The 26,376-nt window shown below is 72.6% G+C and carries 23 protein-coding genes and 1 pseudogene; 13 read left to right on the forward strand and 11 right to left on the reverse strand.

Translation table 11 applies throughout. The features are described from left to right. Window positions 1–48: 48 nt before the first annotated feature. The 3 genes from fes to hemL form a co-directional block, all read right to left on the reverse strand. The gene (fes, locus tag D6270_RS14105) at window positions 49–1,452 is read right to left on the reverse strand and encodes an enterochelin esterase (protein ID WP_109165073.1); all 1,404 of its coding nucleotides are present in this window, start codon (window positions 1,450–1,452) and stop codon (window positions 49–51) included. A gap of 274 nt (window positions 1,453–1,726) precedes the next feature. Continuing rightward, complete coding sequence (locus D6270_RS14110) at window positions 1,727–2,422, reverse strand: histidine phosphatase family protein (protein ID WP_109165072.1); 696 nt, start codon at window positions 2,420–2,422, stop codon at window positions 1,727–1,729. Next, complete coding sequence (gene hemL, locus D6270_RS14115) at window positions 2,419–3,726, reverse strand: glutamate-1-semialdehyde 2,1-aminomutase (protein WP_204117120.1); 1,308 nt, start codon at window positions 3,724–3,726, stop codon at window positions 2,419–2,421. Before hemL ends, D6270_RS14110 begins: the two co-directional genes overlap by 4 nt. Window positions 3,727–4,169: 443 nt before the next feature. Here hemL and D6270_RS14120 point away from each other — a divergent pair, with 443 nt between their 5' ends. After that, window positions 4,170–4,607 carry a hypothetical protein gene (locus D6270_RS14120; RefSeq protein WP_003968390.1) on the forward strand — a complete coding sequence of 146 codons (438 nt, stop codon included), beginning with the start codon at window positions 4,170–4,172 and terminating at the stop codon, window positions 4,605–4,607. 226 nt (window positions 4,608–4,833) lie between these two features. Continuing rightward, entirely contained in the window at window positions 4,834–5,154 is a 321-nt protein-coding gene (locus tag D6270_RS14125) for a hypothetical protein (protein WP_109165071.1), read from the forward strand. Here the strand turns inward: D6270_RS14125 and D6270_RS14130 are convergent. After that, window positions 5,087–5,662, reverse strand: a complete 576-nt coding sequence (locus D6270_RS14130; protein ID WP_109165070.1) for a TIGR03086 family metal-binding protein — start codon at window positions 5,660–5,662, stop codon at window positions 5,087–5,089. The two genes, D6270_RS14125 and D6270_RS14130, sit on opposite strands and share 68 nt — an antisense overlap. A gap of 79 nt (window positions 5,663–5,741) precedes the next feature. Between D6270_RS14130 and D6270_RS14135 the strand changes: the two genes are divergently transcribed. Both D6270_RS14135 and D6270_RS14140 read left to right on the forward strand, forming a co-directional pair. Beyond that, on the forward strand, window positions 5,742–6,569 hold the full coding sequence (locus D6270_RS14135) for an AraC family transcriptional regulator (RefSeq protein ID WP_109165069.1): 828 nt from the start codon (window positions 5,742–5,744) through the stop codon (window positions 6,567–6,569). A gap of 72 nt (window positions 6,570–6,641) precedes the next feature. Continuing rightward, window positions 6,642–7,376, forward strand: a complete 735-nt coding sequence (locus tag D6270_RS14140) for a Mut7-C RNAse domain-containing protein (RefSeq protein ID WP_109165068.1) — start codon at window positions 6,642–6,644, stop codon at window positions 7,374–7,376. 21 nt (window positions 7,377–7,397) lie between these two features. On the opposite strand, the gene D6270_RS14145 is transcribed toward D6270_RS14140, so the two are convergent. Then, on the reverse strand, window positions 7,398–7,982 hold the full coding sequence (locus tag D6270_RS14145; protein WP_376202270.1) for a hypothetical protein: 585 nt from the start codon (window positions 7,980–7,982) through the stop codon (window positions 7,398–7,400). A 185-nt stretch (window positions 7,983–8,167) separates the two neighbouring features. Between D6270_RS14145 and D6270_RS14150 the strand changes: the two genes are divergently transcribed. Next, the gene (locus D6270_RS14150; protein ID WP_109165066.1) at window positions 8,168–8,926 is read left to right on the forward strand and encodes an SDR family NAD(P)-dependent oxidoreductase; all 759 of its coding nucleotides are present in this window, start codon (window positions 8,168–8,170) and stop codon (window positions 8,924–8,926) included. A gap of 377 nt (window positions 8,927–9,303) precedes the next feature. Here D6270_RS14150 and D6270_RS14160 read toward each other — a convergent pair whose 3' ends face one another. Next, window positions 9,304–10,497 carry an RtcB family protein gene (locus tag D6270_RS14160; RefSeq protein ID WP_109165065.1) on the reverse strand — a complete coding sequence of 398 codons (1,194 nt, stop codon included), beginning with the start codon at window positions 10,495–10,497 and terminating at the stop codon, window positions 9,304–9,306. 183 nt (window positions 10,498–10,680) lie between these two features. Here D6270_RS14160 and D6270_RS14165 point away from each other — a divergent pair, with 183 nt between their 5' ends. From D6270_RS14165 to D6270_RS14175, 3 genes are all read left to right on the forward strand, one after another. Continuing rightward, window positions 10,681–11,511 (forward strand): hypothetical protein, encoded by an 831-nt coding sequence (locus D6270_RS14165; RefSeq protein WP_109165064.1) that lies wholly within the window; start codon window positions 10,681–10,683, stop codon window positions 11,509–11,511. Window positions 11,512–11,642: 131 nt separating this feature from the next. Then, on the forward strand, window positions 11,643–12,461 hold the full coding sequence (locus D6270_RS14170; protein WP_109165063.1) for a DUF3558 domain-containing protein: 819 nt from the start codon (window positions 11,643–11,645) through the stop codon (window positions 12,459–12,461). Window positions 12,462–12,642: 181 nt separating this feature from the next. Further along, window positions 12,643–14,139: a DUF2637 domain-containing protein gene (locus D6270_RS14175; RefSeq protein WP_109165062.1), complete on the forward strand. Its 1,497-nt coding sequence runs from the start codon at window positions 12,643–12,645 to the stop codon at window positions 14,137–14,139. An 85-nt stretch (window positions 14,140–14,224) separates the two neighbouring features. Here D6270_RS14175 and lysS read toward each other — a convergent pair whose 3' ends face one another. Further along, entirely contained in the window at window positions 14,225–15,988 is a 1,764-nt protein-coding gene (lysS, locus tag D6270_RS14180; protein ID WP_204117119.1) for a lysine--tRNA ligase, read from the reverse strand. 156 nt (window positions 15,989–16,144) lie between these two features. On the opposite strand from lysS, the gene argS reads away from it, so the two are divergent. Further along, window positions 16,145–17,917 (forward strand): arginine--tRNA ligase, encoded by a 1,773-nt coding sequence (gene argS, locus D6270_RS14185; protein ID WP_151414677.1) that lies wholly within the window; start codon window positions 16,145–16,147, stop codon window positions 17,915–17,917. 96 nt (window positions 17,918–18,013) lie between these two features. Here the strand turns inward: argS and D6270_RS14190 are convergent, their stop codons facing one another. Next, the gene (locus D6270_RS14190; RefSeq protein WP_109165060.1) at window positions 18,014–18,454 is read right to left on the reverse strand and encodes a GvpU-like protein; all 441 of its coding nucleotides are present in this window, start codon (window positions 18,452–18,454) and stop codon (window positions 18,014–18,016) included. A gap of 78 nt (window positions 18,455–18,532) precedes the next feature. Continuing rightward, window positions 18,533–19,780, reverse strand: coding sequence for a phospholipase D-like domain-containing protein (locus D6270_RS14195; protein WP_202419498.1), 1,248 nt, complete (start codon window positions 19,778–19,780; stop codon window positions 18,533–18,535). 312 nt (window positions 19,781–20,092) lie between these two features. Between D6270_RS14195 and D6270_RS14200 the strand changes: the two genes are divergently transcribed. Next, the gene (locus tag D6270_RS14200) at window positions 20,093–22,000 is read left to right on the forward strand and encodes a CoA transferase (protein ID WP_109165058.1); all 1,908 of its coding nucleotides are present in this window, start codon (window positions 20,093–20,095) and stop codon (window positions 21,998–22,000) included. A gap of 200 nt (window positions 22,001–22,200) precedes the next feature. After that, a complete protein-coding gene (locus D6270_RS14205) occupies window positions 22,201–23,346 on the forward strand; it encodes an acyl-CoA dehydrogenase family protein (RefSeq protein WP_109167449.1) in 1,146 nt (381 codons plus the stop codon). 63 nt (window positions 23,347–23,409) lie between these two features. Here D6270_RS14205 and D6270_RS14210 read toward each other — a convergent pair whose 3' ends face one another. Continuing rightward, entirely contained in the window at window positions 23,410–24,762 is a 1,353-nt protein-coding gene (locus D6270_RS14210; RefSeq protein WP_109165057.1) for a helix-turn-helix domain-containing protein, read from the reverse strand. A 198-nt stretch (window positions 24,763–24,960) separates the two neighbouring features. Here D6270_RS14210 and D6270_RS14215 point away from each other — a divergent pair, with 198 nt between their 5' ends. Next, the gene (locus D6270_RS14215) at window positions 24,961–25,650 is read left to right on the forward strand and encodes a DUF4232 domain-containing protein (protein WP_109165056.1); all 690 of its coding nucleotides are present in this window, start codon (window positions 24,961–24,963) and stop codon (window positions 25,648–25,650) included. A 14-nt stretch (window positions 25,651–25,664) separates the two neighbouring features. Further along, window positions 25,665–25,778 (forward strand): annotated as a pseudogene (locus tag D6270_RS14220) (DUF397 domain-containing protein); the annotation flags it as partial. 16 nt (window positions 25,779–25,794) lie between these two features. On the opposite strand, the gene D6270_RS14225 reads toward D6270_RS14220, so the two are convergent. Further along, entirely contained in the window at window positions 25,795–26,361 is a 567-nt protein-coding gene (locus D6270_RS14225; RefSeq protein ID WP_109167447.1) for a dihydrofolate reductase family protein, read from the reverse strand. Window positions 26,362–26,376 lie beyond the last annotated feature (15 nt).

The following is a 26,376-nucleotide window of genomic DNA, read 5'->3' on the forward strand; positions in this document are numbered from 1 at the left end:
GGGGACTTTCTTTACGCTTTACCTTGCGGCGGGACTTCCGGGCAGCCCTCAGCCGCGCACGGCCGAACGGCCGGCCGGACCCACCCCACCCTGCGACTCTGCCGCGTCCACGTCAAGGCCGGTCCCCAGCAGCTCCACCAGGGCGTCCGGCAGGAACCCGCGCCAGCAGGCGTAGTCGTGGCCGCCGTTGTGGAGGTTGCGGGTGACCCGGTGGCCCCGGGCGCGGAGCACCGCCTGAAGGGCCTCGGTGTGTTCCGCCAGGGCCCCCTCGTGCAGGCCGACGTCGAAGTGGACGGCGGTCCCGCGCGCGCCGCCCGGCACCCCGTCGCGGAGTCCTGCGGCGAGCGTGGCCAGCCACGGCGTCCCGACCGTGTCCGGCGCCACGGCCCCGGGCTCCAGACCCGGCCGCCACCACAGCGACGGGGACTGCGCGACGACCCCGCCGAACCGCTCGGGCCGGGTGAGTCCGGCGTACAGCGCGGTCATCCCGCCGAGCCCCTGACCGGCCACCACCGTCCGGTCGGCCCGCGTGGTCAGCGGCCACCGGGCGCCCGCCCAGGGCACCACCTCGTCGGCCAGGAAGGAGACGTAACTCGCCCGTCCGCCCAGCTCCAGCCGACGGGTGGCGGTGCCGACGGCGTCCGGGGCGAGGACGGCGAGCGGCGGCAGGACCCCGTCGGCGATCAGGGCGTCCAGCGTGTCCTGGAGGCCTAGCCGGTCGAACCACATGTCCCCGTCGCAGAGCACCAGCAGCGGCAGCCGCCCCTGCTCCCCGGGCTCGTACGCCGGCCGGAACGGCACCGCGTCCGGCGGCAGGTAGACCCACACGTCCCGCTCGGCACCCAGGACCCCGGCCGCGACGGTGTGCCGCTCCACACCACCGCGCGGCACGGCGGCACGCCGCCCGGCCCACGGCTGGGGCGGGGCCTCGGGCAGCGCGAAGACCGAATCCTGTACGTCACGCCAACGGGCCGCCATCCGGGCCGGGTTGAGCGGGTCGGCCCCACCGTGCGCCCGCAGCGCCAGCAGCCGCCGCTGGAACAGGGCCGGATCGGTGGGGGCGGATCCGGCGGAGATGTCGGCCACCATCCGGTAGGAGCCGCGGTGGTCGGCGCGTAGCCGGCGGCCGAGGTGCCAGACGTCGGTGCCCGGCAGCCGGTGCAGGAGCGAGTCGGCGAGCCGCTCGGGGTCGGTGATGCCCGCGGCCATCAGCAGGACCCGGCGGGTGGCGCGGTGGCCGCGCCACAGGAAGGTGACGGCCCGGTGGCCGGGGTCGTCGTCGAGGGTCTCGACGAGGGGGGTGCCGGTGCGGGTCGCCTCGGCCCAGAAGGCCTCGGTGAGGGCGTCGCGGGCGGCGGTGTCCGGCGCGGCTTCGAGCTGGGAGGCGAGCCGGGCGATACGGGGGCCGGTGACCGGGCGGGGCACGGCGTCCGCGTCCGTACGGTCACTCATCGGCGGGCCGCCTCACCGGGCTGGACCGCGGTGCCGGTCTCGGGTCGGGAATGGTGGTCGGGGCCGTGCGCGTCATTGCTCCACCGCTCTCATGACAGCAAACTTAGCTTAGCCTAACCTAACTCGCCGCCCCATGCGATGCCGTCCAGCGCCCGTCAGGGACGCGCACTGCGCCCGTACGGTGCGCGTACGCCGCCCGCCCGGAGCCCGCGACGAAGAACGGGACCGACCGCGGTGGCAGTCGGTCCCGTATGTTCACGGCGTACGGGGCGAGTTACGCGCCGAAGGCCTTCGACTTCCCCTTCACCGGCTTCGCTCCGGCCAGCAGGTGCGCGGGCACCAGGTCGCGGGCCGGCTCCGAGTAGCCCACCGAGACGATCGTGTCGCCCTGGTACGTGAAGCTGGTCAGCGAGGCCAGCGTGCACTGGCGCTTGCGCGGGTCGTGCCAGAGGCGGCGGCGCTCCACGAACGAGCGGACGATCCAGATCGGCAGCTGGTGGCTGACGCAGACCGCCTCATGCCCGCGCGCCGCGTCCTTGGCCGCGTCCAGCGCGCCCACCATGCGGACGACCTGTTCGATGTACGGCTCACCCCAGGACGGCCGGAACGGGTTGGTGAGGTGCTTCCAGTTGTCCGGCTTGCGCAGCGCCCCGTCGCCGACGCCGAAGGTCTTGCCCTCGAAGACGTTTCCGGCCTCGATGAGCCGGGCGTCGGTGGCCAGGTCCAGGCCGTGCGACTTGGCGACGGGCGTCGCCGTCTCCTGGGCGCGCTCCAGCGGGGAGGCGACGACATGGGTGATGTCGCGCTTCTCCAGGTGGTCGGCGACCCGGTCGGCCATCTGGCGGCCCAGCTCGGAGAGGTGGTAGCCGGGGCGCCGCCCGTACAGCACTCCGTCCGGGTTGTGCACCTCGCCGTGGCGCATCAGGTGCACCACGGTGATGTCCTTGCGACCGTTGTTCTCGCTGCTCATGCGGTGGCCTCCGATGCGGCGCGGGCGGCGGCGGGCAGGGCGGCGGCGATCCGCTCCACGGCCCGCTCGTCGTGGGCGGTGGAGACGAACCAGGACTCGAAGGCGGAGGGCGGCAGATAGACGCCCTGTTCCAGCATCGAGTGGAAGAAGGCGGTGAAGCGGAAGGCGTCCTGCTTCTTGGCGTCGTCGTAGTCGCGGACGGGCCGGTCGGTGAAGAAGACCGAGAACATGTTGCTCGCCGAGGAGACGGTGTGCGCGACGCCTTCCTTCGTCAGCGCGTCACCCACCAGGGAGCGCAGTTCGGCGGAGACCGCGTCGATCTTCGCGTACGCGGCGTCGTCCAGGAGCCGCAGCTGGGCGAGGCCGGCGGCGGTGGCGACCGGGTTCCCGGAGAGGGTGCCCGCCTGGTAGACCGGGCCGGCCGGGGCGAGGTGCGCCATCACGTCGGCGCGGCCCCCGAAGGCCGCGGCGGGGAAGCCGCCGCCCATGACCTTGCCGAAGGTCATCAGGTCGGGGCGGACGCCGTCGACGCCGTACCAGCCGGCCTTCGACGTACGGAAGCCCGTCATGACCTCGTCGGAGATGTACAGGGCGCCGTCGGCCGCACAGAGCTCCTTGAGCCCGGCGTTGAACCCGTCGGCGGGCGGGACGACGCCCATGTTTCCGGGCGAGGCCTCGGTGATCACGCAGGCGATCTCGCCGGGGTGCGCGGCGAAGGCGGCCCGCACCGCGTCCAGGTCGTTGTACGGCAGCACGACGGTGTCCCCGGCCGTGGCGCCCGTGACGCCCGGGGTGTCGGGGAGGCCGAAGGTGGCGAGCCCGGACCCGGCGGCGGCGAGCAGGGCGTCCACGTGGCCGTGGTAACAGCCGGCGAACTTCACGACCTTGGCCCGGCCGGTGAAGCCGCGGGCCAGCCGGATCGCCGACATCGTCGCCTCGGTGCCGGAGGAGACCAGCCGGACCTGCTCCACCGGTGCGATCCGCGCCACGATCTCCTCGGCCAGCGCGACCTCGCCCTCCCCCGGCGTACCGAAGGAGGTGCCCCGGGAGACCGCTTCCTGGACGGCGGCGATGACCTCGGGGTGGGAGTGGCCGAGAATCATCGGCCCCCATGAGCAGACGAGGTCGACGTACTCACGGCCGTCGGCGTCGGTGAGGTACGGACCGGTGCCGGACACCATGAACCGGGGCGTACCGCCCACGGCCCGGAAGGCACGCACGGGTGAGTTCACGCCGCCGGGCGTCACGACGGACGCCCGGTCGAACAGCGACTGCGAAACTGGGGCTTCGTATGAATACGCCACTTTGGTCCTGATCTGCGATTCGGGTGTCGGGAGGCCGGGCCGGAGAATCCAAGGTAATCCCGGCCACCGGTGAGCAGGGAGCGCGCTCCCCTCGTATCACGGAAGAGCGTCGGCGCCCTCACGTCTGCGAAACTGGGGCGACATAGGGAAAGCTCACACATGCCATGGTGTCAGAGGCACGGACGGTCTTGCGGACAGGTGTTTCACCGCACGCCCGTGGGGGAGGTCACTGACACGATGATCGGGTTGCGCGGCGGGGGCTGTGTCTCCTAAGAAGTAGTCGGGTGGATGAGATATGCATCGCGGTGGCGGAGTGGGCGAAGGGACCGACGACCTGGGGCCCGAGCCTGCCCGGCGAGGGCGGCACCGGCGAAGGGCCGAGCGCGCACAGGGCAGGGGCGCGGAGAGCACACCGCCCCCCCGGGAGCAGGAGCAGTGGCGCAATGGGGGTGACCTACAAGTATTTCGGCGCCCCGGACGGAGCGACTGCGGCACGCGTGCCCATTTCGATGCGCCCGGAGGAGCTGGGCGGTGACGAGCTGGGCATGGGCGGCATGTTCACCAAGATCAAGCCGGAGACGGTGGCCGCCATGGTGCTGACCGGCATCCAGGGCATACCCCTGCACAAGGTCCCCCCGCTGGAGCTGGTCGTCCTCCACCCCGACTACGCGGTGGTCAAGCTCCCCATGACCGTCGTCGACCCGCTGCGCGGCGTCGGCGAGGAATCCGTCGGCGCGGCGGCCTTCATCTGGTCCACGGTCCCCGACCGCGGCGGCCCGCGCGACGCCTTCAACGTCTACCAACTGCTCCACGAGTGGCAGGACTTCTCCCACCGCCTGCACGACGCGGGACATCAGGCGTACTGCCTGGTCTGGCCCTGACGGCCGCCCGGACCGGCCTCGACGCCGCCCGGTCCGGCCCTGACCGGCCGTCTGGTCCGGCCCTGACGCCGCCCCGTCCGGCCTCGACGGCTCGGAGCAGGGGGAACGCCCCGTCCCACGTGCACCTATTCGGTTGAATCGCGCCAATGATTGGCTGAAGTCCGATCTTCAGCCCACCGGCCCGATCCGCCGATGCAGAGGACGACGATCCTCCAGGAGGCCCGCCGTGGTCGATGTGCTGCTGGCTCTCTCCATCCCCGTAGTCGTCTCCGCCAGTGGCGTCTACGCGGCCTGCGACTGCTGGTGGCGCCGCAGACACCCGGCGCCACCGTCCCCGTACACCCACCGCGCGGCCCGCCTCGCCGAGCGGGACATGCTGCTGCGGGCCGAGGAGATCGTCGACGACGCGTACGCCGCGCTCGGCCCGCTCTATGACCGCCCGGTGGCCGCCGAGGCCCCGGCCGACCCGTCCGCCGGCCTCAAGCCCCGGCCGGACGCCACCCCGGATCGCGCCCCGTCACCGCCAGCACCCGCTCAAAAGCCGTAGCCCCCTCCCCCACCGGGAACGGCTCACCGAACACCTTCATCTCCCGGGCCTGCGGCGCCAGGGCCGCCAGCCCCGGCCCCACCTCCTCGACCACATCCGGGTCCGGGACGAACTCCGCGCCCGTCGCCCGCGCCAGGTCCCACGCGTGCACGGTCAGATCGCCCAGCACCATCAGCCCCACCGTCCGGGCCGGCAGCCCCATCTGCCCGGTCGTGCCCTCCTCGGCCCCCGGCGCGTCCCACGCCGCCACCAACCGGGCGGTCTCCACCCCGAACCCGGTCCGCCAACCACCCGTCACGAACTCCGGCTCCTGGCTGAAATCCACCTCCTCACGGGCCGCGAGGGCCTGGAAGTTCACGACCACCTGGAACAGGTGGTTCACCAGCGCCCGTACGTCGTACTCCGCGCACGGCGTACGCAGGCCCAGCTGCCCGTCGTCGATCCCCCGCACGACGGGCAGGGCCCGGCCCGCGGCGGCTTCCAGCAGTTCACTGATCTTCTGTGTCATGCATCCCACGCTCCCCCGCCCGGCCGCCCACGTCTTGAAGAAACGCGACAGGCCCCCGCGCGCTCCTTAGGATCGGGGTATGGCCGCCGGACCTCGCCGCGACACCCGGGGCATCGTGGACGCCCCGGACCTGTTCACCCGCGTCCACTTCCGCCGCCGCGAGCCCGCCCCGGCGCTCCGCCCGTACCTGGAGCACTACTGGCTCATCGACTGGGAGCTCGACCAGCCGTACGCCGCCCATGTCGTCCCGCACCCGTCGGTCAACCTCGTCCTCCAGCGGTACGAGGCCGGGGCCAGCGCCCGCGAGCGGGCCGGGTACGCCGAGGTGGCGGGCATCGGCCTCGGGCTCTTCACCCAGAAGCTCACCGGGCGCGGCAGGGTCTGCGGGGTGCAGTTCCGGCCCGGCGGTTTCCGGCCGTTCGCGCCGGACCACGCCCTGAGCGACCTGACCGGGCGCCGGATCGACGCCGCCGAGGTGCTGCGTACGCCCCCGCCCGTCGGCGCGGTCCTGGACCCGGCCGACGAGGACGCCCGGGTCGCCGCCCTGGACGCCGGCCTGCTCGCGCTGGAGCCCCGGACCGACCCGCAGGCCACGCTGGCGATGGAGCTGGTCGACCGGGTGCGCACGGACCGCTCGGTGCGCCGGACCGGACAGCTCGCCCGGGACGCGGGCCTGACCCCGCGCTCCCTGCAACGCCTCTTCCACACGTACGTCGGGGTGGGCCCCAAGTGGGTCATCCTCCGCTACCGCATCCACGAGGCGCTGGAGCGCGCGGAGTCCGATCCGGCGGTGGACTGGGCGCGGCTGGCGGCCGACCTCGGCTACAGCGACCAGGCCCACCTCGTTCGGGACTTCACCGCGACGGTGGGCGTGCCGCCGACGGCGTTCGCCGCGCCACAGCCGTAGGAGCCCCGACACCGCCCAAGCCCCCTCCCAACTCCCTGGCTGCCCGCCCCGCCCCGGTGGCATCCTGACCGGGTGAACGGACCCGAGATCACCCTCGAAGTAGCCCCTGAGCTGCGGCTCTTCGTCCCGCACGACCGCCGTCAGGGCCCCACGGCGCTGACCACCGACGGCGCCTCCACCCTCGGCCATGTCATCGAGTCCCTCGGCGTCCCGCTCACCGAGGCCGGGGCGCTCCTGGCCGACGGCGCCCCGGTGGCCCGCTCCCACATCCCGGGGCCGGACGAACACATCGAGGTACGGGCGGTCGACCGCCCCCAGCAGGTCCCCGGCGCACCCCTGCGCTTCCTCCTCGACGTCCATCTCGGCACGCTGGCGAGGCGGTTGCGGCTGCTGGGCGTGGACGCGGCGTACGAGAGCGAGGACATCGGCGACCCCGCGCTCGCCGCCCTCTCCGCGCGGGAGCGTCGCGTCCTGCTCTCCCGGGACCGCGGGCTGCTGCGCCGCCGGGAGATCTGGGCGGGGGCGTACGTCTACAGCGACCGCCCCCAGGAACAACTCCGCGATGTCCTCGGCCGCTTCACCCCGTCTCTCGCCCCGTGGACCCGCTGCACCGCCTGCAACGGAACGCTGGCGGAGGCCGACAAGGACACGGTGAGCGACCAGCTGGAGCACGGCACGCAACAGGCGTACGACGTGTTCGCCCAGTGCACGGGGTGCGCCCGGGTGTACTGGCGGGGCGCGCACCACGGCCACCTGGAGACGATCGTGGCCGACGCGGTACGGGAGTTCGGCGGCACGGCGGCGTAGCCGAAGGCTCACCGGGCTCGGTCAGAAGGCGTACGCGTCCCCCGTGGCGGGCGCGAGCACCTCGTGCACGTCGTTCTTGCGGTCCGCGTCCCGCGCCCCGCCGTTCCAGACGGTGTCCAGCCGTACGACCACCTCGTCGGGGCCGCCCGCGAGCGTCAGGTCGAGTGCGGTCTGCCGGGCCCCGCCGGCGGACCGCAGCCCGCCCGTCTCGCAGAGCACGGTGGTCTCCCCGCCCCGGAGGCAGCCGTACGGCAGCTCCTGGCTCGCGGCCAGCGGTGCGGAGAAGCGCAGCCGGACGGTCGAGGCGGTCACATCGGAGGGCCCCAGGTTCTCGCTGCGGATCCGGATCGCGACGCGGTCGCCCCAGAGGGAGACAGACCCGTGGTGGGAGAGGTCGGCCCGGGGCGCGGGGGCGGAGGCGGCCCCGGGAGCGGGCACCACGTCGGCAGACGCCCCGTCGGCGCGCACCGCAGCGGCGGGCGCCCCGGCTGTCGGCGCCTCAGGGGAGGCGTCGGCCGAGGTGGCCGCCCCCAGTACGGTCATCGCCGCCGCCGTCGCCGCGGCGACGGACAGCGGCATCAGCAGTCCTCTACGCGTCAGTCCCATGCCCGAAAGATACGGATACCAACCGATAATCTTATGTAACGATGAGTGCGACGCGCTCTGCCCCACCCGCACAGCCCACGCGGATCATGTGGTTCACGCATCGCGAACCTTGGACACCCCGGACCGACCGGGCAACGGCTGCCTATCCTTTCCCCGTTACCGATCAGCTGCCCGAGGAGCTCGCCATGACCGCCACCCCCATCGCCGTCGTCACCGGCGCGAGCAGCGGCATCGGCGCCGCGACCGCCCGCACCCTGGCCGCCGCCGGATTCCGGGTCGTGCTCACCGCGCGCCGCAAGGACCGGATCGAGGCGCTCGCCGCCGAGATCACCGGGGCCGGCCACGAAGCGACGGCCTACGCCCTGGACGTGACCGACCGCGCGGCCGTCGACGAGTTCGCCACCGCGTTCCGCTCCCTGGCCCTGCTGGTCAACAACGCGGGCGGCGCACTGGGCGCCGACCCGGTGGCCACCGGCGACCCCGCCGACTGGCGCCAGATGTACGAGACGAACGTCATCGGCACCCTCAACGTCACCCAGGCCCTGCTCCCCGCCCTCACCGCCAGCGGCGACGGCACGATCGTGATCCTCTCCTCCACCGCCGCGCTCTCCTCCTACGAGGGCGGCGGCGGCTACGTGGCCGCCAAACACGGCGAACACGTCCTCGCCGAGACCCTGCGCCTGGAGATCGTCGGCACCCCGGTCCGCGTCATCGAGGTAGCCCCCGGCATGGTCAGGACCGACGAGTTCGCCACCACCCGCTTCCGCGGCGACACCGAGAAGGCCGCCAAGGTCTACGCGGGCGTGGACGCCCCCCTCACCGCCGAGGACGTGGCCGACACGATCGGCTGGGCCGTCACCCGCCCCAGCCACGTCAACATCGACCTCCTGGTGGTCCGCCCCCGGGCCCAGGCCTCCAACACGAAGGTCCACCGCGTGCTCTGAGAACCCTGCCTCCCGTCGACCACTCGTACGGGTGATCAGCGCCGATCACCTGCCCGGTAGCCGCATGCGCCGCCCAGCTCACCCCGCCCGGGTGGAGTCCTCCCGCCGCGACCATATGCGCGGAGCCATCGACGCGGACGGCTCCATCGGCTGCACGGGACAAGGGCCGCCCTCGTGGGGAGGACCGCGTCCCGCCGGCTCTGGACGACGACACCGCGTCAGCCGGCGAACCGGGCCACAGCAGGGCCTGCTGTTCGGTACGCCTCTGGCGGCTGAAGACCGGACAGGTTCCGCGCCCCGAGGACGTTCCACCCGGCACGCAGACGCCCCGAGCACAGGTGAGGGGCGCGCCGCCCCCGGCGACGGCGCCCCTCACCTCAGCCCTTGACGCAGATGACCTGCTTGAGCTTGGCGACGACCTCGACCAGGTCACGCTGCTGCTCCATGACCTGCTCGATCGGCTTGTAGGCGGCCGGGATCTCGTCCAGGACGCCGGAGTCCTTGCGGCACTCCACACCGCGCGTCTGCTCCTCCAGGTCGCGCACCGTGAAGCGCCGCTTGGCCGCGTTCCGGCTCATCCGGCGACCGGCTCCGTGGGAGGCCGAGTTGAACGCCTTCTCGTTGCCGAGACCCTTCACGATGTACGAGCTGGTGCCCATCGAGCCGGGGATGATCCCGTACTCGCCGGAGCCCGCCCGGATCGCTCCCTTGCGGGTGACCAGCAGGTCCGCCCCGTCGTACCGCTCCTCCGCCACGTAGTTGTGGTGACAGGAGATCTCCTGCTCGAAGACCGGCTTCGCCTTCTTGAACTCCTTGCGGATCACGTCCTGGAAGAGCCCCATCATGATCGCGCGGTTGTACTTGGCGTACTCCTGCGCCCAGTACAGATCGTTCCGGTAGGCGGCCATCTGCGGGGTGTCCGAGATGAAGACCGCCAAGTCCCGGTCGACAAGGCCCTGGTTGTGCGGCAGCTTCTGCGCGATCCCGATGTGGTGCTCGGCCAGCTCCTTGCCGATGTTCCGGGAGCCGGAGTGCAGCATCAGCCACACGCTCCCATCACTGTCCAGGCAGAACTCGATCATGTGGTTGCCCGATCCGAGCGTTCCCATCTGCTTCGTGGCCCGTTCCTGACGGAACTTGACCGCTTCCGCGATCCCGTCGAACCGCCCCCAGAAGTCGTCCCACCCGGCCGTCGGGAACCCGTGCAGCCGCCCCGGGTCCACGGCTCCGTCGTGCATCCCGCGACCCACCGGAATGGCCTGTTCGATCTTGGAGCGGAGCCGTGACAGGTCGCCGGGAAGATCGTTCGCCGTCAGGGACGTCCTGACCGCGGACATCCCGCAGCCGATGTCGACCCCCACCGCGGCCGGGCAGACCGCACCCCGCATCGCGATCACCGAACCGACCGTGGCCCCCTTGCCGAAGTGGACGTCCGGCATGACGGCCAGACCCTTGATCCACGGCAGCGTGGACACGTTCCGCAGCTGCTGCATCGCCACGTCCTCGACCGACGCGGGATCCGTCCACATGCGGATGGGGACCTTCGCCCCCGGCACCTCTACGTACGACATAACTCCTCGATTCCCCCGAGATTCCCCCGAAAAGACTGAAAGCGCAAAACCGGGCCCAAGGTCGGCGAACGAGTCGGCCGACCGGCAATCACAGCGGCGCGTGCGATACACATTGTGTCCATCGGCCGCCTCCGAGCGGCAACATGTTTTCCGTACCGAAGGGAGCCTGGGACGGTGCGACACATGGCGTACGTACCCGGCGTCGCGCTCCTCGCGGCGCTCGCCGCCGGCTGCAGCGCCGGCTCGGACGGCGGCACCGGCGACGCCGACAGCAAGCCGGGCAGCCCCACCGCCACCATCGCGGCCCCGGGCAAGTACCGGACCCTGCCCGCGCCCTGCCGTGCCGTGCCGGGCTCCACGCTCAAGGATCTGCTGCCGGGCGTCGCGGAGCTGTCCCGGCAGCAGCAGGAGAGGGCGCTGCGGGGGTCGGCGACCATCACGTACGACACCGACCGCAGGGTCGGCTGCAGCTGGAAGTCCGACGCCCCGGACTCCTCCCGGAACCTCTCGATCGACTTCGAGCGCGTGGTGTCGTACGACCCCACCGTGAGCGACGACGACCTCGCCCGCGCGCTGTACGTGAAGAAGGAGAACGCGGCCGAGCTGCCGGGCTCCGCCACCCCGGGCCTGGCCCCGGAGAAGGGCGCGACGAGGAGCCCGGGGGGAGAGGGCGAGGCGAAGGGGAGCGGGAAATCCGGCGACGGGCAGGGCTCCGCCGGGTCCTCGGCCTCCGCCTCCGGCACCCCGGGTGCGCCCGGCTCCCCCGGCGAGGAGCTCCGGCCTCGGGTGCTCAGCGGGCTCGCGGATGCCGCATTTCTGGACGATCTCCTCACCCGGGCAGGTTCCACCGCACAGCACCGCACGGTGAGCGTGGTATTCCGCACATCGAACGTGCTCGTGACCGTCCGGTACGGCGAGCAGCCGGCCCTCGTCACCAAGGTGCCCGACAGCAAGGAACTGCAGGACAAGGCCCAGGCACTGGCCCGGAAGCTGGCCGAGGTGATCAGCGAGTAGGGCCGCTCACGGGGCCTCCGGGCGGCCGGTCCGCGGGCCGCCCGGGTCCGGGACGAGGACGCGGCGGGGGCGCCGCCCGTCGTAACGTGGCACCACGAACGAGACCTCCGTGCCGTCCGAGTGAAGGAACCATGCACCGATCAGCTCCGCGACTGTCCCGCATACTCGCCTGCGCCGCCGTTCCGGTGATGCTCGTAGCCGCCGGCTGCTCCTCGGACTCCGGCTCCGGCTCGGACGCCGAGAAGAGCGCGGGCTCCTCGTCGTCGTCCGCCGCCGCCGAGCCGACGAAGCCCGCGGTGGAGCCGGCGAAGTTCACCGACCTGCCCGACGCGTGCTCCTCGATCGCGAAGAAGACCATCGAGGACCTGGTTCCCGACGCCAAGAAGAAGGGCGGCACCGCAGGCCGCTCCAGCGACCTCTCGGTGCGCGGCAGCTGCTCGTGGAACGGTCTGGAGGACAAGGGCGTCAAGGGCTCGCAGTACCGCTGGCTCTCCGTCTCCTTCACCCGCTTCGACTCGGACCAGTCGCTCGGCAGCGGCGCCGCGCGCGCCAACGAGGACTACACGAAGCAGGTCGCCAAGGAGAAGGCGAGCGAGGGCGCCCAGAAGGTCGCCGCCGCTGCCGCCCCCGGCATCGGCGACGAGGCCACCGCGATCACGTACGACCTCAACAAGACGGACGAGGACTTCGAGTACGCCACGGTCGTGGCCCGTACCGGCAATGTCGTCGTCACCCTGACCTACAACGGCGCGGGCTTCGCGGGGGCGAAGACCCCCTCCGCCGCGGACATCCTCAAGGGCGCCCAGAAGGCGGCGAAGGAGGCGGTCGGCAAGGTCGACGCCACCGCCGGTTCCGGCAGCGCGGAGGCCACCCCGTCGGCCGGGGGCGCCAAGAAGGACGACAAGAAGGGCGACGAGAAGCCCGAGCCGGAGGCCACGCCCAAGTCGTGACCTGAGACGGCCCGGAGCCTCGAACTCCCAGGCCACACAGGGTTTTTCCGGAGCCCGGCCCTCCACCTGGGGCCGGGCTCCCCCCATCCCCGCGCAACGGCACTCGTACACATGTGCCAGGCTGTGCCAGCGCCGGACGTCGGATGCCGGACGGAGAGAAGAGTCGGGGAGGGGAGCGCCGGTGGCCGCCATGCAGCTGACACGCACGCACCGGGTACTCATCGGAGTCGTCGTCGCGGGTGCGGTGATCATCGCCGCCATCGGGTTCGCCGGCTCCTACGCGGCCGTGCGCGAGCTGGCCGAGGCCAAGGGGTTCGGCCAGTTCTCCCTGGTCTTCCCGATCGGCATCGACGCCGGTATCTGTGTGCTGCTGGCGCTGGACCTGCTGCTGACGTGGATGCGGATCCCGTTCCCGCTGCTGCGCCAGACGGCGTGGCTGCTGACCGCCGCGACCATCGCGTTCAACGGTGCCGCCTCCTGGCCCGACCCGCTCGGCACCGCGATGCACGCGGTGATCCCGGTCCTCTTCGTCGTCTCCGTGGAGGCCGCCCGCCACGCGGTGGGCCGGATCGCGGACATCACGGCCGACAAGCACATGGAGGGCGTACGCCTCACCCGCTGGCTGCTCTCCCCCGTACCGACGTTCAAGCTGTGGCGCCGCATGAAGCTGTGGGAGCTGCGCAGTTACGAGCAGGTCATCAAGCTCGAACAGGAGCGGCTGATCTACCAGGCGCGCCTCCAGGCCCGGTTCGGCCGCAACTGGCGGCGCAAGGCGCCGGTCGAGTCGATGATGCCGCTGCGGCTGGCGAAGTACGGCGTCCCGCTCGCCGAGACCGCCCCGGCCGGACTCGCCGCCGCCGGGATCGAACCGGCCCTGCTGCCGCCCGCCCCGAAGCCGCAACTCCCCTACGAGCCGCAGCAGGAGCAGGCCCAGCAGCACCCGCAGCAGCAACAGCAGCCGATGTCGCTCCAGAAGCCGGAGCCCCAACAGGAGCCCCAGGCCCCCCAACAGCCCCAGCAACAGCTCCAGGCGCAGGCCCACCTCCCCGAGCAGGTCACCCAGGTGCCGCCCACCCATGACAGCCCCTGGTTCGCCGCCCAGAAGCTGCCGGAGGGTCCGCACGCGAGCGCGTACGACCCGCACCACGCCGAGGGCCTGGAGCCCACCCCCGCCGCCGTCCCGCTGGGCCCCGGCCGCACCCGCCCCCTGGGCAACGTCGGCACGATCGGCGCGGTCCCGCACCCCCGCCGCGAGGCCCCGGAAGCCCTGCAACAGGCAGAAGCCGTACAGCAGGCAGAAGCCGTACAGCAGGCGGAGGCCGAGCAGCAGGCGGAAGCCCTGCAACAGGCGGAAGCCCTGCAACAGGCGGAGCCCGTGCAGCCCGTGCCGCAGGCCGCCGATGAGGAGCCGCCCGCCGTGCCCGCCCCCGGCCCCGAGGACGCGCCGCAGCTGGAGGAGTGGTCCCAGGAGGACAACGACTTCGCCGACCGCGCGTACGAGGAGTTCAGCGCGTACACGGACGAGGTGGGTGAATACCCGAACGTCGAGACCCTCGACATCCACCTGGCCGACCGGCGCAATGTGCACCACCCGCGCTCGACCCAGCTGCTCCAGGACCTGATGCCGCAGTTCAAGGGGATCTACGCGCAGCGCGCCACGGCCGACCAGAGCGCCTGACGGGCAGCGTACGGACGGAAGAAGGAAAGGGCCGCCGCCCGGGAGGAGTTCCCGGGCGGCGGCCCTTTCCGTACGGACCGCGGAGTTACGCGCCCAGCAGCCTGCGCACCCGGTCCGCCCCCACCGCGAGCAGCAGCGTGGGCAGGCGGGGCCCCGTGTCGCGGCTGACGAGCAGCCGGTAGAGCAGGGCGAAGAAGGAGCGCTGGGCGGCCTTCAGCTCGGGCGTCGGCTTGGCGTCCGGCTCCAGTCCCGCCAGCGTCTTCGGCACGCCGTAGACGAGCGTGGTGAGCCCGTCCAGCGACCAGTGCGCGTCCAGCCCCTCCAGGAGGAGGCGCAGCGACGCGCGGCCCTGGTCGTCGAGGGAGCCCAGGAGCTCCTTGTCGGCCTCGTCCCGGACGATGGTGCGGGCCTCGGCCGGGACCTGGGTGGTGATCCAGTTCTCGGCGCGGTCGAGGCGCGGGCGCGCCTCGTCCAGCGAGGTCAGCGGGTTCTCCGGGTCGAGTTCGCTGAGGATGCGCAGGGTCTGGTCCTCGGCGCCGGCGGTGATGTCGGCGACCGAGGCGAGCGTCCGGTACGGGAGCGGGCGCGGGGTGCTGGGAAGCTCCCCGGCCGCCGTGCGGACGGCCCGCGAGTACGCGGCGGCGTCGGCGGGCAGCACCGTGCCGTCGGCGACCTTGCGGCCCAGCGAGTCCCACTCGTCGTACAGCCGCTGGATCTCCTGGTCGAAGGCGATCTTGAACGACTGGTTGGGCCTGCGGCGGGCGTAGAGCCAGCGCAGCAGCGGCGCCTCCATGATCTCCAGCGCGTCGGCCGGGGTGGGGACCCCGCCCTTGCTGGAGGACATCTTGGCCATGCCGGAGATGCCGACGAAGGCGTACATGGGCCCGATGGGCTGCACGCCGTCGAAGACCTCGCGGACGATCTGGCCGCCGACGACGAAGGAGGAGCCGGGCGAGGAGTGGTCGACGCCGCTGGGCTCGAAGATCACACCTTCGTACGCCCAGCGCATCGGCCAGTCGACCTTCCACACCAGCTTGCCGCGGTTGAACTCGTTGAGCCGGACCGTCTCGGCGAAGCCGCACGCCGAGCAGGTGTAGTTCAGCTCGGTGGTGTCGTCGTCGTAGGAGGTGACGACGGTGAGGTCCTTCTCGCAGTTGCCGCAGTAGGGCTTGTACGGGAAGTAGCCGGCGCTGTTGCCGCTGCCGTCGTCCTCGTCGGCGGCGCCTGAGCCCTCGGCGGCCTCCAGCTCGGCCTCGTCGACCTTCTTCTGCTGCTGCGGCTTCCTACCGTTCTTGGCGGCGGCGGACGGGTCCTTCTTCGTCCGGTAGCGGTCCAGTACGGCGTCGATGTCGGCCCGGTGCTTCATCGCGTGCAGGACCTGCTCGCGGTAGGTCCCCGCGGTGTACTGCTCCGTCTGGCTGATCCCGTCGTACTCGACGCCCAGCTGGTCCAGGGCCGCCGTCATGGCGGCCTTGAAGTGCTCGGCCCAGTTCGGATACGCCGATCCGGCCGGGGCGGGCACCGAGGTCAGCGGCTTGCCGATGTGCTCGGACCAGGACGCGTCCACGCCCGGCACCCCGTTGGGGACCTTGCGGTAGCGGTCGTAGTCGTCCCAGGAGATCAGGTGGCGCACGGTGTGGCCGCGGCGGCGGATCTCGTCGGCGACCAGGTGCGGGGTCATGACCTCGCGGAGGTTGCCGAGGTGGATCGGGCCCGACGGGGACAGGCCGGAGGCGACGACGACCGGTTTGCCAGGCGCACGACGCTCCGATTCGGCGATGACATCGTCCGCGAAGCGGGAGACCCAGTCGGTCTCGGTGCTGGTCTGACTCTCGGCCACGGTCGGCACGTCCTTCTCTCGTCTGTCGGTCCCAATGGGTTGCCGGTCATTCTCCCAGCTACCCCCCGCAGCGCGAAAACGGCTTTACGCCCCGTGGGATACTGGGGAGATCCCTTGGACACCCAAGAGAATCCCTCGTACCCCCTACGGAAACGGCAGCCAGCCATGGCCTCGGTCCCTTCCCTCGCTTCCACGCTCCAGCAGCAGCTGGCGGACGCCCTGACGGCAGCTCTGCCGGAGGCCGGCACCGCGGACCCGCTGCTGCGCCGAAGCGACCGGGCCGACTTCCAGGCCAACGGCATCCTGGCGCTCGCCAAGAAGCTCAAGGGCAACCCGAGAGAGCTGGCCGGCCAGGTCACGGCCGCCCTCCCGGCGGGTGAGCTGATCCAGGAGATCGAGGTCTCCGGCCCCGGCTTCCTCAACATCACGCTCGCGGACAAGGCGATCATCGAGACGCTGGCCGCCCGGGCCGCCGACACCGAGGGCCGCCTCGGCGTGCCGGTGGACGCGGCGGCCGGGACCACGGTCATCGACTACGCCCAGCCGAACGTGGCCAAGGAGATGCACGTCGGCCACCTGCGGTCGGCGGTCATCGGTGACGCGATGGTCAAGATCCTGGAGTTCACCGGCGAGAGCGTGGTCCGGCGCCACCACATCGGCGACTGGGGCACCCAGTTCGGCATGCTCATCCAGTATCTGACCGAGCACCCGGGCGCCCTGAAGCACGAGGGTGACGCGGCGGACGGTGAGGCGGCGATGTCGACGCTGAACCGGGTCTACAAGGCGTCGCGTGCCCTGTTCGACTCCGACGAGGAGTTCAAGGCCCGCTCGCGGGACCGGGTGGTGGCCCTCCAGGCCGGGGACCCGCAGACGCTGGAGCTGTGGCAGGGCTTCGTCGACGAGTCGAAGATCTACTTCCACTCCGTCTTCGACAAGCTGGACATGGAGATCCGCGACCCCGACATCGTCGGTGAGTCCGGCTACAACGACATGCTGGAGGAGACCTGCCGGATCCTGGAGGAGACGGGTGTCGCCGTCCGCTCCGAGGGTGCGCTCTGCGTCTTCTTCGACGATGTGAAGGGCCCGGACGGCAACAAGGTCCCGCTCATCGTGAAGAAGACGAACGGCGGCTACGGCTACGCGGCCACCGACCTCTCCGCCATCCGCGACCGGGTGCAGCACCTCAAGGCCGACACCCTGCTGTACGTGGTCGACGCCCGGCAGTCGCTGCACTTCAAGATGGTCTTCGAGACGGCCCGCCGGGCAGGCTGGCTGAACGAGGACGTCAAGGCCGTGCAGCTCGCCTTCGGCACGGTGCTCGGCAAGGGCGGCAAGCCCTTCAAGACCCGTGAGGGCGAGAGCGTGCGGCTGGAGGACCTCCTCGACGAGGCGGTCTCCCGGGCCACGGCGGTCGTGCGGGAGAAGGCCGAGAAGGTGGGCCTCTCCGAGGACGAGATCGTGGAGAACGGCCGGTACGTCGGCATCGGGGCCGTGAAGTACGCGGACCTGTCGACCTCGGCGGTGCGGGACTACAAGTTCGACCTGGACCAGATGGTGTCGCTGAACGGTGACACGTCGGTGTACCTCCAGTACGCGTACGCCCGTATCCAGTCGATCCTGCGCAAGGCGGGCGACGCGGTCCCGGCCGCCCACCCGGAGCTGGCGCTGGCCCCGGCGGAGCGCGCGCTCGGCCTGCACCTGGACCAGTTCGGCGAGGTGCTGGGCGAGGTCGCCTCCGGCTACGAGCCGCACAAGCTGGCCGCGTATCTGTACCAGCTGGCCTCGCACCTGACCACGTTCTACGACCAGTGCCAGGTGCTCAGCCCGGACAACGCGCCCGAGGTCGTGGAGAACCGGCTCCTCCTGGTGGACCTCACCGCCCGGACCCTGCACCAGGGCATGGCGCTGCTCGGCATCCGGACGCCCGGCCGCCTCTGACCGCGTGAGAGGTACGTACGTCGGCCCCGGCACCTGCACAGGTGCCGGGGCCGACCGCGTACGCCCCACGTCATCGAGGGCGACGTATCCACGACATCACTGCGGGCGCCCCAGCGCCCACCCCGAGACGTCCGAGAGCCGTCCGCGCCACAGCGGCAGCGAGACCGCGCTCATCGCCCCGCCGAGCAGCGTCACATCCCGCAGATGGATCCAGCGCGGCAGCCGGGCCGTCTCCGCGCCCTGCTCCTGCTGCCGCATCTCCCGTACGCCCTGGTCGACGGTCTCCGGGAACTCGGCCAGCAGGTTGGCGCCCTCGCCCTCGACCTGGCGCAGGGTCCTGGCCCACTCGGCCTTCCACTGCTCGTGGCCGATCACATCGCCGTGCAGCAGACCGCCGGGGTGGGTGAGGGTGAGGGGCAGGCTGGAGCGCGGATCCTCGTCCAGGAGCTGGATGAGGAGCTGGAGCTGTAGGTCGGGCAGGGGCTCGGTGATCACCGCGGCTGCCGGTGCCGGCGAGGTGTCGGCTGAGACGCTCATGGGCCCTTCCCTTCACATGACGGACGCTGCTCTCCCCACCTGCCCGGTCAGCCCCCGGGCACACGCGCGGATGTGGCCTCAGAGGTAGCGGCGGATCGGCACGACGGCCGCTTCCCGCACCCGCTGGAGGACATCGCGCCGCTTCCACCGGCCACGGTCGATCAGCACGCTCTTCTCGCGGTCCTCGTCGAAATGGGCGTCCAGCGCGTCGGTGAAGTCGCAGTCCATGACCGCGAGCATGACCTCCTCGTCGTGGTCGAGGGAGCGCCGGTTGAAGTTGGTGGAGCCGATGAGCGAGGCGATCCGGTCGATGGTGACGGTCTTGGTGTGCATCATCGTCGGCTGGTACTGGTAGATCTTCACCCCGCAGGCGGTCAGCTCCTCGTAGTGGCGCTGGCCGGCGAGCTGGCAGACCCGCTTGTCGGTGTGCGGGCCCGGCAGCAGGATCTCCACCTCCACCCCGCGCCGGGCGGCGGCGCAGAGCAGTCCGGTGAAGTAGTCGTCGGGCGCGAAGTAGGCCGTGGTGAGGCGGATGCGCTCCTCGGCGGATTCGAGAACGACCCGCATCAGGGTCTGCATGTCCTGCCAGCCGAAGGAGGACGAGCCGCGTACGACCTGGACGACCGCGTCACCGTGCTGGTCACCCGCCACGAACCGGTCGCGCTCGTCGAACAGCTCGTCCTGGCACTCGGCCCAGTTCTGCGCGAACGCGGCGGCCAGCCCGTCCACGGCGGGCCCGCGCACCTGGACGTGGGTGTCGCGCCACTCGTGCTCGTTGCGGGCGTCGCCGCACCACTCCTCGGCGATGCCGACGCCGCCGGTGAACGCGGTGGACTCGTCGGTGATGAGGACCTTGCGGTGGCAGCGGTGGTTCTGCTTGAGCGGCGAGAGGTAGAGCGGCTTCCTGAACCAGGCGACCGTCACCCCCGCCTCGTCCATCACGTCCAGCTGGCCCTTCTCGATCAGCCGGGAGCCGAAACCGTCCAGCAGCAGCCGGACCCGGACACCGGCCCTGGCCCGCTCGGCGAGCGCCTCGGCGAACTTCTGCGCGATGTCACCCCGCCAGTAGACGAAGGTCATCATGTCGACGGTGTGCTCCGCCTCGCGGATCGCCTTCAGCATCGCGCCGAAGATCTGGTCGCCGTTGCGGAGCGGGAGCAGCGAGTTGCCCTCGGTGGCCGCGATCCCGATCAGCCGCTCCAGCCTGCGTCTGAGACGCCGGGAGCGCTTCTCGCACACGTCCGGGTCGAGTTCTTCCCGCGTAAGCGGCTGCGTGCGGTCACTCGGTCGTTCGGCTCGTTCGGAGGCTTCGGCTATGCCGGACATCGGTCACCTGGGGGTACGGGGGCGGGGCGGCCCGCTGTCCGGAGCGTCGCCGCACCGGGACGGGATGCCAGGGCGTCGGAGACTGTACTCCTCGGTACGGGCAAGGGTCTGCCCCGCTCCACCCTTCGGGCTCACCTGGCCTCAACTCCCCCGCCACGCGCCCTGATCCGGCCGGAATCCTCCACTCGGCCGCCAAGATGAGTATGGTTAGCCTAACCTAACTAAACGGCTCGTCTCCGGTCGTCCGAAACGCGCCGCCCGCCCCCGGACACCCACCACCGGACCACCGCACCGGACCACCCGGAGGACCCGTTGACCTCAGCGCCACCGCTCTCCCCGCTCACCACCAGCGAAGCCCTCCCCCTCGACGGCCACCTCGTCCACCTGCCGCCCGCCCCACCCGCAGGCCTCGCCACGGCGACCGAGGTCGTCCGCGACCACCTCACCCGGCTCGGCGCCCGGTTCGGCCCCGATGCCGGGCCCTGGCACGGGGGCGGAAGCCCGCACACGGCGCACGACCGGTACGGGACGACCGGCCCGGAGACCGTCATCGGCCTCGGCGGCCCGCACCACTCCCGGGGGACGGACCTGACGCTGCGGGGCTGGCCCACCGGCGACCCGACCCCGTTCGACGAGACCACCGCCCAGGCGGCGACCGGGCTGATGGCCCTCCACGGCCGGGCCAACGGCGGCCCCCGCCCGCTCGGCACCGACTACCTCTCCACCCTCGCCGGAACCGTCGCCACCCAGGCCCTCCTGGCCGCCGCCCTCTCCGGCCTGCGCTCCACCCCCGTCCGCTCGGCCCGGGTCAGCGTGGCGGAGGCGGCGCTGTTCTCGCTGGGCCCGTACGTGGCCGCCGCCACGGCCGGGGACCAGCCGGAGGAGGTCCCCACCCCGCCCTACCGCCGCGCCGCCCGGCCACCGTTCCGCTCGGCCGACGGGGTGCGGTTCGAGGTGGAGGCGCTCGAAGTGCAGCCCTGGCGCGACTTCTGGAAGGCGGCCGGAGCCCCCGCCAAGGACATCGCCAACAGCTGGCGGGCCTTCGCCGCACGCTCCTCGCGGGCCGCGTCCCCGCTGATCACGACGCTCGCCCAGTGCGCCGCCCGCCACCGCTACGCCGATCTCCAGCTCCTCGCCGAGCGGACCGGGATGGGCATCTGCGCCCTGCGCACGCTCGCGGACCGGCGCGCCGACAGCGACGTACGGTACGACGACGACCCCTGGGAGCTGCGCGAACTCCCCCGCGACGAGGGCGACGGCCCGACACCACGCCCGTACGCCGCCTCCCGCCCCCACACCGGCTTCCCGCAGCTCCCCCTCGGCGGCCTGCGCATCGTCGAGTCCACCCGGCACGTCCAGGGCCCGCTGGCCACCTCCGTGCTCCAGGCGCTCGGCGCCCACGTCGTCCGGATCGAACAGCCGGGCGGCGACCCGGCACGCGGAGCGGCACCGTCGGCGGGCGGGGTCTCGGCCCGGTTCACGGCGCTCAACGCGGGCAAGGAGGTCCGCGAGATCGACATCCGTACGGCGGCGGGGCGCCGCGCGGTCGCCGAGACCGTGGCGGAGGCGGACGTCTTCCTGCACACCTGGGCCCCCGGCGAGGCGGCCCGGCTCCGCCTCGACGAGGCGGACCTGGCCCGCGCCCGCCCCGGGCTGATCTACGCCTGGGCCTCCGCCTGGGACCGCGCACCCGACGGGCCGCGCCCGCCGGGGACCGACCCCATGGTCCAGGCGTGGTCGGGGGTCGCCGACACCGTACGGACGCCCGACGGGAACCCGGCCCCCTCGCTGGTGACCCTGCTGGACATCCTGGGCGGCCACCTGGCGGCCGAATCCGTCCTGGCGGCTCTGCTGGCCCGCGAGTCGGGGGCGGCGAGGGGGCGGCTGCGCGTCGACTCCTCGCTGCTCGGCGCCTCCCGGGTGCTGCTGCGGCCCCTGCTGCGCGGCCTGGACGAGAGCCCCGGGACACCACCGACGGCGCCCGGTCTCGTCGCCCCGACCGCCGACGGCCTGATCGCGGTCGGCGCGGACGCCAGAACGACCCCGGCCGAACTCGCCGCCGCGCCCTCCGCCACCTGGCTCAAGCGGTTCCACGCGGCCGGGGTCCCGGCCCGTGAGGTGGTCACCGACATCGCCTCGCTCCCCCAGGACCCCGCGCTCTCCGCGTACTTCACCCACGACGGCTGCGCCCGGCCCACACCCCCCTGGAGCTTCTCGTGACCGCCGCCACCGCCCCCGTACGGACCGACGCACAGCCCGCCGACGGCAGCCCGGCCGACCCGCAACGCCACCACGACAGCCCGGCCGACCCGCAGCGCGCCCATGGCAGCCACGGTCCGCAGCGCACCGAGGAGGGCCCCGGTCCGCAGCCCACCGATGCCGGCCCGGCCGGCCTCCGGCGCCCCGCGACCACCACCCCCGTGTCCCCCGACCCGCAGCGCGCCGAGGGCGGCCTCCGGCTGCCCGCCCCGGCGCTCTCGCACGACGAGGCGGTCGCCGCCGCCCGGGCGATCGCGCCCCGGCTCGCGGCGTACGCGGCCGAGGCCGACCGGCTGCGCACCCTGCCCGCCGAGGCCGTCCGGCTCCTGGACGAGGCGCGCCTCTTCGACGTCCTGACCCCGCGGGTCTGGGGCGGCGGCGGTCTCGGCTTCGCCACCGCGCTCCTCACCACGGAGGAGCTGTCCCGGGGCTGCGCCTCGGTGGGGTGGCTGCGCGCGGTCATGGGCGGCAACACCTGGGCCGTCGCGCAGTTCCCCGTGGAGGCGCGCCAGGAGGTCTTCTCCGCCGCCTCCAGCCGCGTCGCCCTCCAGCTGAAGCTCGCCGGGCCGCCCGCCCGGCGCGTCCCGGGCGGCTATCTGCTGCGCGGGATGTGGGGCCGCTTCTGCTCCGGCATCGACCACGCCGAGTGGATCGTCGCCGGGGTGAGCGCACCGCCCGCACCCGGCGCCGGACCGGAGCCCCACGTCGTCCTCCTCCCGCAGGAGCGGACCGTGGGCATCGACGACTGGCACACCAGCGGCCTGCGCGGTACGGGCAGCCGCTCGTTCACCGTCCCCGAACTCCTCGTCCCCGAACACCGGGTGCTCCCGCTCAGCGCCCTCGACCCGGTCAACCCCTCGCCGCACGGCCGCCCGAGGACGGTCCCGTACCGGATGGCGTTCGCGGCCGTCGGCACGGTGGCGCTCGCGGGCGTCCTCCTGGGCGCGGCACGGGCGGCCCTGGACGGCTACGCGGGCTCACTGGGCAGCGGCGGCGGTACGGGACGCCTCGACGTCTCCGCGCTCACCGCCACGGTGGACACCGCACGGGCGCTGCTCCTCGCCGACCTGGAGACCCTCGCCGTCTCCTCCGCCCCGGGCGGCACCCCGGAGGAGCGGGCCCGGATGCGCCGCGACATCGCGTACGCGGGGACGCGGTGCCGGGAGGTCGTCAACGCGGTGTACGAGGCGTCCGGTTCGGCCGTGATCTACGACGACGCACCGGTCCAGCGGATCTGGCGCGACGCCAACGCGGCCGCCCAGCACCCCGCGTTCGACCTCCGCCGCTGGGGCGCGACGCCCTCCTGAGGGGCCATCCGAACGGGGGCGGACCGCTGCCACGGACAGCGGCCCGCCCCTCCCCCGCCTCCGTCAACCCGCCCGGTACGGCTCCCACTTCACCTCGTCGTTGCCGTACGTGTACATCGGCCGCCCGCGCATCCCGCTCGTCCGGAACGGCTTCCCCTGGTCGTCGATCCGCAGCGTCCCCTCACGCCCGCCGCTGCTCCACTTGAGCTCCAGGTACCAGGTGACGTCGTACCCGGTGGTCTTCATGTCGAGGTCGAAGACCTCCACGTCCTCGGAGGTCACCTTGAACGGGAAGGGCCGGGCCGGGAGCGTCCGGTCGCCCTGCGTCCCCGGCACGGGGGTGACGACCGGGTGCCCGGCGTCGAGGTCGGAGGCGAACGTCTGGGGGGAGATGCCGCTGCCGCAGCCGTTCCCCATCAGATACGCCGGCCAGGGCAGCGGAGTCTCGCGGGACACCACCCGCACGAACAGGCCCTTGAGGACGACCGCCTCGCGCGCGGTGCCCTGCACGGTCAGCTGGAGGAGCGTGTTCCCGCCCTCGACCCCGCCGTACTTCCGCGCCCAGCCGCGCCGGTCCTGCGGAGGCGGCGGCGGATCGATGCCCTCCGGCCCCCGGTTCAGCAGGTAGAACTGCCCGCAGGGCTCCTCCCAGTTGTACGAGGAGATGGTGACGGCCGGGGGCGCGCCGAGGCCCGTACCAGCGCCGCCCCGGGACCGCTTCGTACCGGAGCCGCCGGGTGTGCCGGGCTCCGCCGGGGGCGCTGCGGACGGGGTGCCGGACGACGCGGACGGGGAGGCGCTCACCGAGGGGAAGCCGGAGGGCCGGGGGTCGGTGGCGGTGGGCGGCACGGAGGTGTCGTCGTCCGCCCGGACGCCCCGGCGCTCAGCGGCGGCGCCGCCCTCCGCCCGCGACCCGACGAGGTCGGCGGCGACGACGCCGGTGGGCACCAGGAGGGCGGCGACCCCGGCGGCGGCGATGAGCACCCGCGTACGCCGGGAGAGCCGGGCCCAGGGGGAGCGGCCACCCGCTCCATCGGCGGACGGCTCAACCGTGACGACGGGGGGCACGGGCGCCGGTACGGGCTCAGGCACGGGCGCAGACACCGGCGCGGGCACGGACGCCGACGGAACCGGCCCCACCGCCTCCGCTCCCGCAACCGCAGGCCGCCGCCGGGCCGCGTCCGCCACGATCCACCGCCGGTGCACCTCCACCAGCTCGTCCCCCGCCGCCCCGCACAGCCGGGCGAACCTCTCGACCGGGGCGTACTCGTTCGGCACCGCGTCACCGTTGCAGTACCGGTGCAGGGTCGACGTACTGACGTGCAGTCTCCCCGCCAGCACCCCGTAGCTACGCCCCGAACGGTCCTTCAGTTCCTTCAGCAGGGCCGCGAAATGCTCGGCCTCCGGCGTCGCCACGACGGCGTTCCCTTCCTTGGTCCGTCCCGGAACGGCGTTCCAGGGACGCAGAATTCCCGCAGGTCACCGTATGCGTAGACGTTCCAGCGTCCCCAATGGTTCGCCAGGCGTTGCGGCCGGAATCAGCCACCCCACAAGCTCGGACCAGACCAGACCGCAGCACCGGCCGATCCACCGAACACGGGGAGCACCAGCACCATGCGCACCAACCGCATCCGCACCACCGCACTCGCCGCCACCGCACTCGTGGCCACCCTCTCGCTGACCGCCTGCGGCGGCGAGGACCGGGCCATGGGGACCAGGTCGGCCGGCTCCGCCGGGACGGCGGCCCCCGCGGCGACGAGCACCGACGACCAGGCCCGGATGGACGCGCCGGAGGCCGGCGCGCCCGAGACGCAGACCGTCCCCGCCGAAGGGAAGCGCGTCGGCGGCGACGGCAGGCCCCGGAGCGGGAAGCCGGGAGCGGCGGCCCCGATCCCGGCCTGCACTCCCAAGAACGCGACGGTCAAGGTCTCCAAGGTGAGCCGCCCGATCAACCACCTGCTGCTCACGGTGACCAACACCGGCTCCAAGGACTGTGCCGCGTACCACGCGCCCTACCTCCGCTTCGACGACGCGCAGGCGGTGTACCCGATCCTCGACGACAGCAAGCCGCAGGCCGTCGTTCTGCTCTCCCCCGGCGAGAAGGCGTACGCGGGCATCGCGCTGCTCGGCGAGCCCGGCGAGGACAAGCCGGTCAGGAGCGACAACCTCGGCGTGATCATGGTCGACAGGAACAGCGAGCCCAAGGGCGAGGCCACGCTGAAGCTCCCGGCGAAGACCTACACCGACAGCCGGGGCTTCGTCACCCACTGGCAGTCGGACATCGAGACCGCACTGATGTTCTGAGCCGAGAGGCGTCGTCGGGGAACACCGCCGCCGTCCACGTCCGTGACTCGAAGGTCACCGAGGTCCCGGCCTTCACCGTCGCGCCCAGGGCCTGGACGGCGTTCGCCGCCTACGCGGCCACCGCCTGACCCCTCACCGCCCTCCTCATGCCCGGACCGTCTCGTAACGGAGCATCGCGACCCCGTTCCCGAAGGTCCGGGCCTCCAGCAGCCGGAGCATCTGCCGCTCCTCGGTGTCCCGGAAGAAGCGGCGGCCCCGGCCGAGGACGACGGGGTGGACGTAGACCCGGTACTCGTCGATCAGGTCGGCCTGCCGGAACGACTCCAGCAGCTCCGCCCCGCCGACCGCCAGGTCCCCCGAGGCGGCGTCCCGCAGACCGCGCACCTGCTCGGGGTCGACCTCGTGCAACAGCGTCGCGTTCGGGCCCACGCGCTCCAGCGTCCGCGAGAAGACGAACTTCGGCGTGTCCCGCCAGATCCCCGCGAACTCGGCCATCGGGCCCTCGTTCGCCGGGTCCTGATCGGCGGTCGGCCAGAACTCCTCCATCAACTCGTAGGTCACACGCCCTTCCACGAACCCGCCCATGGTCCGGAAGTAGTCGTTGAAGTGCTGGTGCAGCTCCTCGTCGACGGTGTGCCAGTCGATGTCGTGATCGGGCCCCTCGAAGAATCCGTCGAGGGAGAGCGAAATGGAGGTGATGATCCTGTTCACGGCGGCTCCTGCCGG

Source organism: Streptomyces griseus subsp. griseus, from assembly GCF_003610995.1.
GTDB lineage: Bacteria > Actinomycetota > Actinomycetes > Streptomycetales > Streptomycetaceae > Streptomyces.